This is a genomic window from Candidatus Igneacidithiobacillus taiwanensis (assembly GCF_031962545.1).
GTDB lineage: Bacteria > Pseudomonadota > Gammaproteobacteria > Acidithiobacillales > Acidithiobacillaceae > Igneacidithiobacillus > Igneacidithiobacillus taiwanensis.
The window spans coordinates 1-5,445 of record NZ_JAVRKK010000142.1; the positions used below are offsets into that span (position 1 = coordinate 1).

The window sequence follows — 5,445 nt, forward strand, 5'->3', positions numbered from 1 at the left end:
AGGATACCAACCTATGCAATTCCTGTTACCTCTTAGCAACGCATTGATTTTTATTCTGATTATCTTGCTGGTACTGGAGATCGTTCTCCGTATTCGGGCCATGCGGACCAGGAACAAAGATCATTCACCTAACCCAATTGCTGGGCCTGCTCCTGAAAACACGCCAGAAACAGCATTCCAATCTGCACCAAAGTCTCTGCCAGAACCGACAAGCCAATCAAACCAAACCCCACAGGTAGCCGAGATTTCTGGTCAGGCCCTGCTCGATGAGGCGGAGATCTATTTGCAGTATGGTCGCTACGAACAGGCCGCCATTGTGCTTCGTTGGTATGTCGATATGCAACCCAACGACAGCCGCGCCATCAATCAACTGCTGGATACCTATCTTTCCATAGAGGACTATGCCGCCTATACCGATTTCCTGGGTAGCCTCGACCAGAACAAAGAACAGACGCCAGAGGAATTGCGTGACCAAAAATGGTGGGAACAGCGAGTTTTTCTCGGCTTGCAAAAGGATCCAAGTAATCTAGAGCTATTGGTGCTCGCAGAAAAACTCGGACTCAAGGTTACAGCGCCGGATTCCGATCAACCCGTAACGCCAGCAAACGCCCTAGCCATTGTCTCCCGCAGCAAGGATCCGGTCTATTCTGTGGCCGTACTCCGCTCTGCCATTATGGAAGATCCATTCTCCTTGCCCGTCTATGCCGAACTCCTTCGGATCTGTTATCAGCAACGGGATCAGAAAGGGTTTGAAGACGCCATGCTACTCATGAGCATTGCTTTGGGGGATAAAGGAAAACCGATCCTGAACCGTATGCTTCGAGCTGGTCATACCCTGGGCCAATCACTACTTTGGGATCAATTGGAATCATATCAAGGGAATCAAAAGGCGCTTCTTGCTATCGCCAAGGAACGTGGACTTACCGTTTCCCCGCATTTGTCGATGGGCTGAACGCAGATGAAGTTTCGACAGATGCTATGGTCTAGAATGTTCGGTGTGGTTCGCCCATCACCATCCCCACGGGCAGAAAATGTGCATGTTGCGGAGGTTCCAGCAGCACCGACACCCCCCACGGCAGCCCCCGCCGCACCGCCAAGCAACGGTGCGGCGGGGGTTGCCGTCGAAGAGGTCTCCATTCTTGATGAAGTAGAGATTTATTTGGCCTATGGACACCAAGAGCAAGCAGTTACCGCCCTCCGCTGGTATGTGGAACATCATCCCAGCGATTTTCCCCAACGGGAGCGCTTGCGAAACCTATACCTTAAACTCAAAGATCTAGACGGGCTGGCAGAACAGCTGGATGCAGATCTCACCCTGGGAGCCATTACCCCAGAAAGTGCGCGTACCCTGGTCCTGGAGGCATTGGATCAGGATCCAAGCCATCTCGGTTTGCTGGTACTTGCGGAAGAACGCCTGCACCTTGGCCTCGACGATTTGGAGGCAGAACTTCGTGGGCGTCAACCATCACACACAGGGCCATCAGAACCCGAGACAGAGCAGCTTGCCCTATCTGGCTTGCGGTCAGAATTAGGGCGTGTCATCGATTCTCCCGATTCTTCCAATCCAGGCCCTACTCCTTTCCGGAACCCTTTTCCTCGGGAAAAAAGTGCATCGGCTGTGGTGGCAGAAGAGTACGAGGGAAAAGCCTTGGTACGCGGCAACTCTCCCCTGTCGCCGCTGAGCGATGAAGAACAACAGGTGGTTTCTACCCTAGTCTCCGTACCGCGCTTGACCAAACTGCTCTTGCGCTGTGGACAAGAGCGTGCTGCAGAAGAACTATTGCAACGACAGATCATCCTGCATCCCAAGCAACTGCACTTTCATGTACTACTGCTGCAGTTGCTTTTTCATCGGCAAGACCTCAATGCCTATGGGCTCGCCCTGCTCCGTTTGTATATTGCTCTTTGGGGTTTGGGTAAGGCTCTTCGCCAGCGACTGCTGGAGGTCGGCAAGCATTTGGGAGTCCATCCACTTTGGACAGAGTTGGCAGCTTGTGAAGGCGCTGAAGAAAAACTCGCCCCCTTGGCAGAGCGTTATGGACTATATCTTCCCCTTGCAGCCATTCCTTTGAGTAACCCGCCCTTGGTAGAAGAGCGATTGCGGCGGGATGGCGAATTGAGCGAAGCAAAGAGCGATGATCAGGTTTTTCGGGAGTTCAATCTCTTACTTGATTACGGTCAAGTCGAGGAAGCTGTGGATTTATTGGAAAATGCCGCCCTCAGCACACCACATCAGCGAAGCTATTTTGCCCCTTTACTGGAGATGTATGAAAGGATGCAGGCCCGGGATCGTTTTACTCGCTTCAGCAAAAAAATTCTTGCCGGCACCCAGTTGCCCGATGAGAGCATCTTGCGGCAGATGTACCATCTATCAGAACGTTTGCAAGAACCAAAGTCGGTCCGAGCCTAGGGAGGAGACAGCATGAATGAAAAGCCCAACGCCGTCGCCACATCCCTCGTAGTGCAAAGCATTGGTATGGACGCACGCAAGGAAGCCGTATTTCGCATGGCCTTCAAGATGAATCGCAGGCACGCCTATCGCTTGCTCGAAGACGGTGAAAAAGAAAAAGTCGATCTCGCCATTGCCGATCTCGACTCTCCCGAGGGCCTGGCCCAGGCGCGCACCTTTGCCAGGGAACAGCCGCACATTCCTTTACTCGGAACCAGTACCACTCCCGAGCAGTATCCAGAATTTCGGGTGCTTCGAAAGCCCATTCGCATGGAAACCCTTTTCCCGGCCCTTGCCCAACTCCTCCAGCAGCCCGCAAATGCTCCTGCATCCCTCCCTCCTATGGACACGGCGAGCCCTCCCCCCCCAAAACCGGAGGCTTCCCAGCCGTCCACCAAGGCAGCAGATGCCGATCTACTGGTCAGCCTATCCCGGCGTTGGAACCCGGAACAGGTGGAATATTTTGACCCAGACCAGGGGATTCTTGCCCTCGTCCAACGGGCGGTGCGGGATCAAATCACCACCCAGATTCTCAATCCCGAGGGAAAACTCCTCTGGCGTATCCTCCCTGGGGACGGCTTGGTCGAAAGCTATGGGAGCTCTACGGAAGAAAATAAAGCCCTGACTGATCCGGAGCGGCTCCAGGTCCGGGTTGACAGCTCCCAGGCAAACGGCCAGCCAAAGCACCAGCAGGGGCTACAGGAGTTCCTTTGGTCCTTCTCTGCCGCTGTCGCCCGGGGACGGATGAGTCGTCGCATTCCCCTCCACCATCCGGTAAAGCTCCAGCGCTGGCCCAACCTCACGCGTTTGCGTCCATTACCGGAAGCCTTACGGCTCTCGGCATTTCTGGCTCGCTCACCCGCCTCACCGCTACTCACCATCCGGATGCTGCAAGTTGAACCTGCAGATCTTTTTAATTTTCTTGCGGCAAGCGATGGTATTGGCATTCTGCAATATGGTCCTGCAGCTACGAGCACTATCCCTTCGAATCAAACGACCCCCGCTACCAGCGAGGCGTCGACCAGAACTGTAGAGCCACCTTCACCAAAACGTGGGCTGCTGGGCCGACTATTGGCAAAGATCGCGGGCTTGTAAGGAGAAAAGGCTTAGAACCCCAAGGAGGTCGTATGAGGGAAGACAACAAAATTGTATTTACAGGCCCCGTGGGGGCAGGCAAAACCTCGGCCATTGCCGTCCTCTCCGACGTGCCGATCATCTCCACCGATGCCAAGGCATCGGACATGACGATCAACCGCAAAGGCCACACCACCGTCGCCATGGACTATGGCATCCTGCATTTGGGAGAAAAGAGCAAGGTCCACCTCTATGGGACCCCTGGCCAGGAACGTTTTGATTTTATGTGGGATATCTTGACTACGGGCGGTCTGGGTCTGGTACTCATGCTCGATAACACCCGTCCCAACCCAAAAAAAGATATGCATTTCTTTCTTCATGCCTTTAAAAATTATATCAGCGATGTTCCGGTAGTCATCGGAATCAGCAAAACCGATCTTGCCCCGCGGCCCACCACCACGGAATATGCCGAAATGTTTGCCGAGGTGAGCCAGGACCTCCAGATGCTCAATCCGGTTCCGCCCATCTTTGAAGTCGATGGCCGCAACAAGGAAGATATCAAAAATCTGGTCATGGCATTGCTCTTTTCCATTGATCCCGGGATCGGGGCTGCGGTATGAGCATACAACTGGTCAGCGCTTCCACTCCCCTCTATGCCGAACTGAGTCCGGCAGGGGCCTTTTATGTGAGTTCTGGCCCGGAGTTGGAAGGCAATCGCACGGTATTACTGGGAATTCTCCGCGAGGGTGCGCAAGCACCATTTTCGGTTACCACTGCCTTGCGCTGGACCCGCCTGGACAGTGAAGAAGATGCCCTTCGTAGTATCCTTCGCCTGCAGCGATTAGGACTCATCCGTGGCAACGAACAGCCTCGTCCCGCCCCCACCGAGCGGCTAGAAGACATTCTCCCCCCTTTACTTGCTCAATTATCCGATAGAAAGCAGGCCCTGTTGGCCGATGAAAATGGATTCTATCTAGCCACTGCCGGATTTCTGCATGAATCAGCCGAAGAATTGGCAGGACTCTCTGCCGATCTACTGAGCCTACAAAATCGACACGGGCGCCTGTTACGAAACAATCTGCGGGTGCGTAGCGAAAGCTGGGCCCTGGTGGACCCCGCAGGCCAATCGGAATTGGGCTTTTGGCCCCTTTTCATTGGTCCACAGCGATTCATGTTGATCATTGGCGGTACCCCGTTGCTGCAAAACCAGTCTTTTGTCTCATTGATCCAGGTCCTTGATCAGCGCTATCGCTGAATCATCACTTTTTTGAAGGAGCCACCAGATGCGCGAAGAAATGTTAAAATCAATACTCAGTGACCTGAACGGGTCCTCTGCCGACATCGAGGCGTCGGCGGTGATTTCTACCGATGGCCTTACCATCGCCTCTTTGCTGGCCGCCAACATGGACGAGGACCGGGTGGGGGCCATGGCTGCGGCCATGCTCTCCTTGGGCGATCGGACGGCAGCGGAATTGGCGCGAGGGGAACTCGAACAGGTAATGATCAAGGGCGATGGTGGATATGTGTTGCTGATCCACGCTGGGCACGACGCCGTCCTGACCGTCATTGCCCGGAAAGAAGCCAAACTCGGCCTGGTCTTCCTGGATGCCAAGCGGGCTGCCCAAGGGATTGCCGAGCTGCTTTGAAGGAGAAGCTGTGAGTACCATACTTTACGACGACGGCATCCATAAGTGTGTAGCATTCACCGATCTGGTGGAGGGCGAGGGCATTCAGGCCAACCAGTTTTTGATTGTACACCAGGGGGAAGGGATGCTCCTCGATCCTGGCGGCAACCTCACTTACAAGCATCTCCTGGCAGGGATGGCCGAGCATTTCCTACCCGCCCACCTCGACTATGTCTTTGCCTCCCATGAGGATCCAGATATCGTCGCCTCGGCCAACGGCTGGCTGCTCATCACCGA

7 protein-coding genes are annotated in these 5,445 nt (G+C 54.5%); all 7 read left to right on the plus strand.

What is annotated here, in order from left to right:
* On the plus strand, positions 1–952 hold a 952-nt coding region (locus tag RTI30_RS12245), incomplete at its 5' end, for a hypothetical protein (protein WP_312283871.1).
* 21 nt (positions 953–973) lie between these two features.
* On the plus strand, positions 974–2,410 hold the full coding sequence (locus RTI30_RS12250) for a hypothetical protein (protein ID WP_312283872.1): 1,437 nt from the start codon (positions 974–976) through the stop codon (positions 2,408–2,410).
* 12 nt (positions 2,411–2,422) lie between these two features.
* Entirely contained in the window at positions 2,423–3,544 is a 1,122-nt protein-coding gene (locus RTI30_RS12255) for a hypothetical protein (protein ID WP_312283873.1), read from the plus strand.
* Positions 3,545–3,576: 32 nt separating this feature from the next.
* The gene (locus tag RTI30_RS12260) at positions 3,577–4,143 is read left to right on the plus strand and encodes an ATP/GTP-binding protein (RefSeq protein WP_312283874.1); all 567 of its coding nucleotides are present in this window, start codon (positions 3,577–3,579) and stop codon (positions 4,141–4,143) included.
* The gene (locus RTI30_RS12265) at positions 4,140–4,778 is read left to right on the plus strand and encodes a roadblock/LC7 domain-containing protein (protein ID WP_312283875.1); all 639 of its coding nucleotides are present in this window, start codon (positions 4,140–4,142) and stop codon (positions 4,776–4,778) included. The genes RTI30_RS12260 and RTI30_RS12265 overlap by 4 nt, the downstream gene beginning before the upstream one ends.
* A 28-nt stretch (positions 4,779–4,806) precedes the next feature.
* A complete protein-coding gene (locus RTI30_RS12270) occupies positions 4,807–5,169 on the plus strand; it encodes a roadblock/LC7 domain-containing protein (protein ID WP_312283876.1) in 363 nt (120 codons plus the stop codon).
* Positions 5,170–5,179: 10 nt separating this feature from the next.
* On the plus strand, positions 5,180–5,445 hold a 266-nt coding region (locus RTI30_RS12275; protein ID WP_312283877.1), incomplete at its 3' end, for an MBL fold metallo-hydrolase.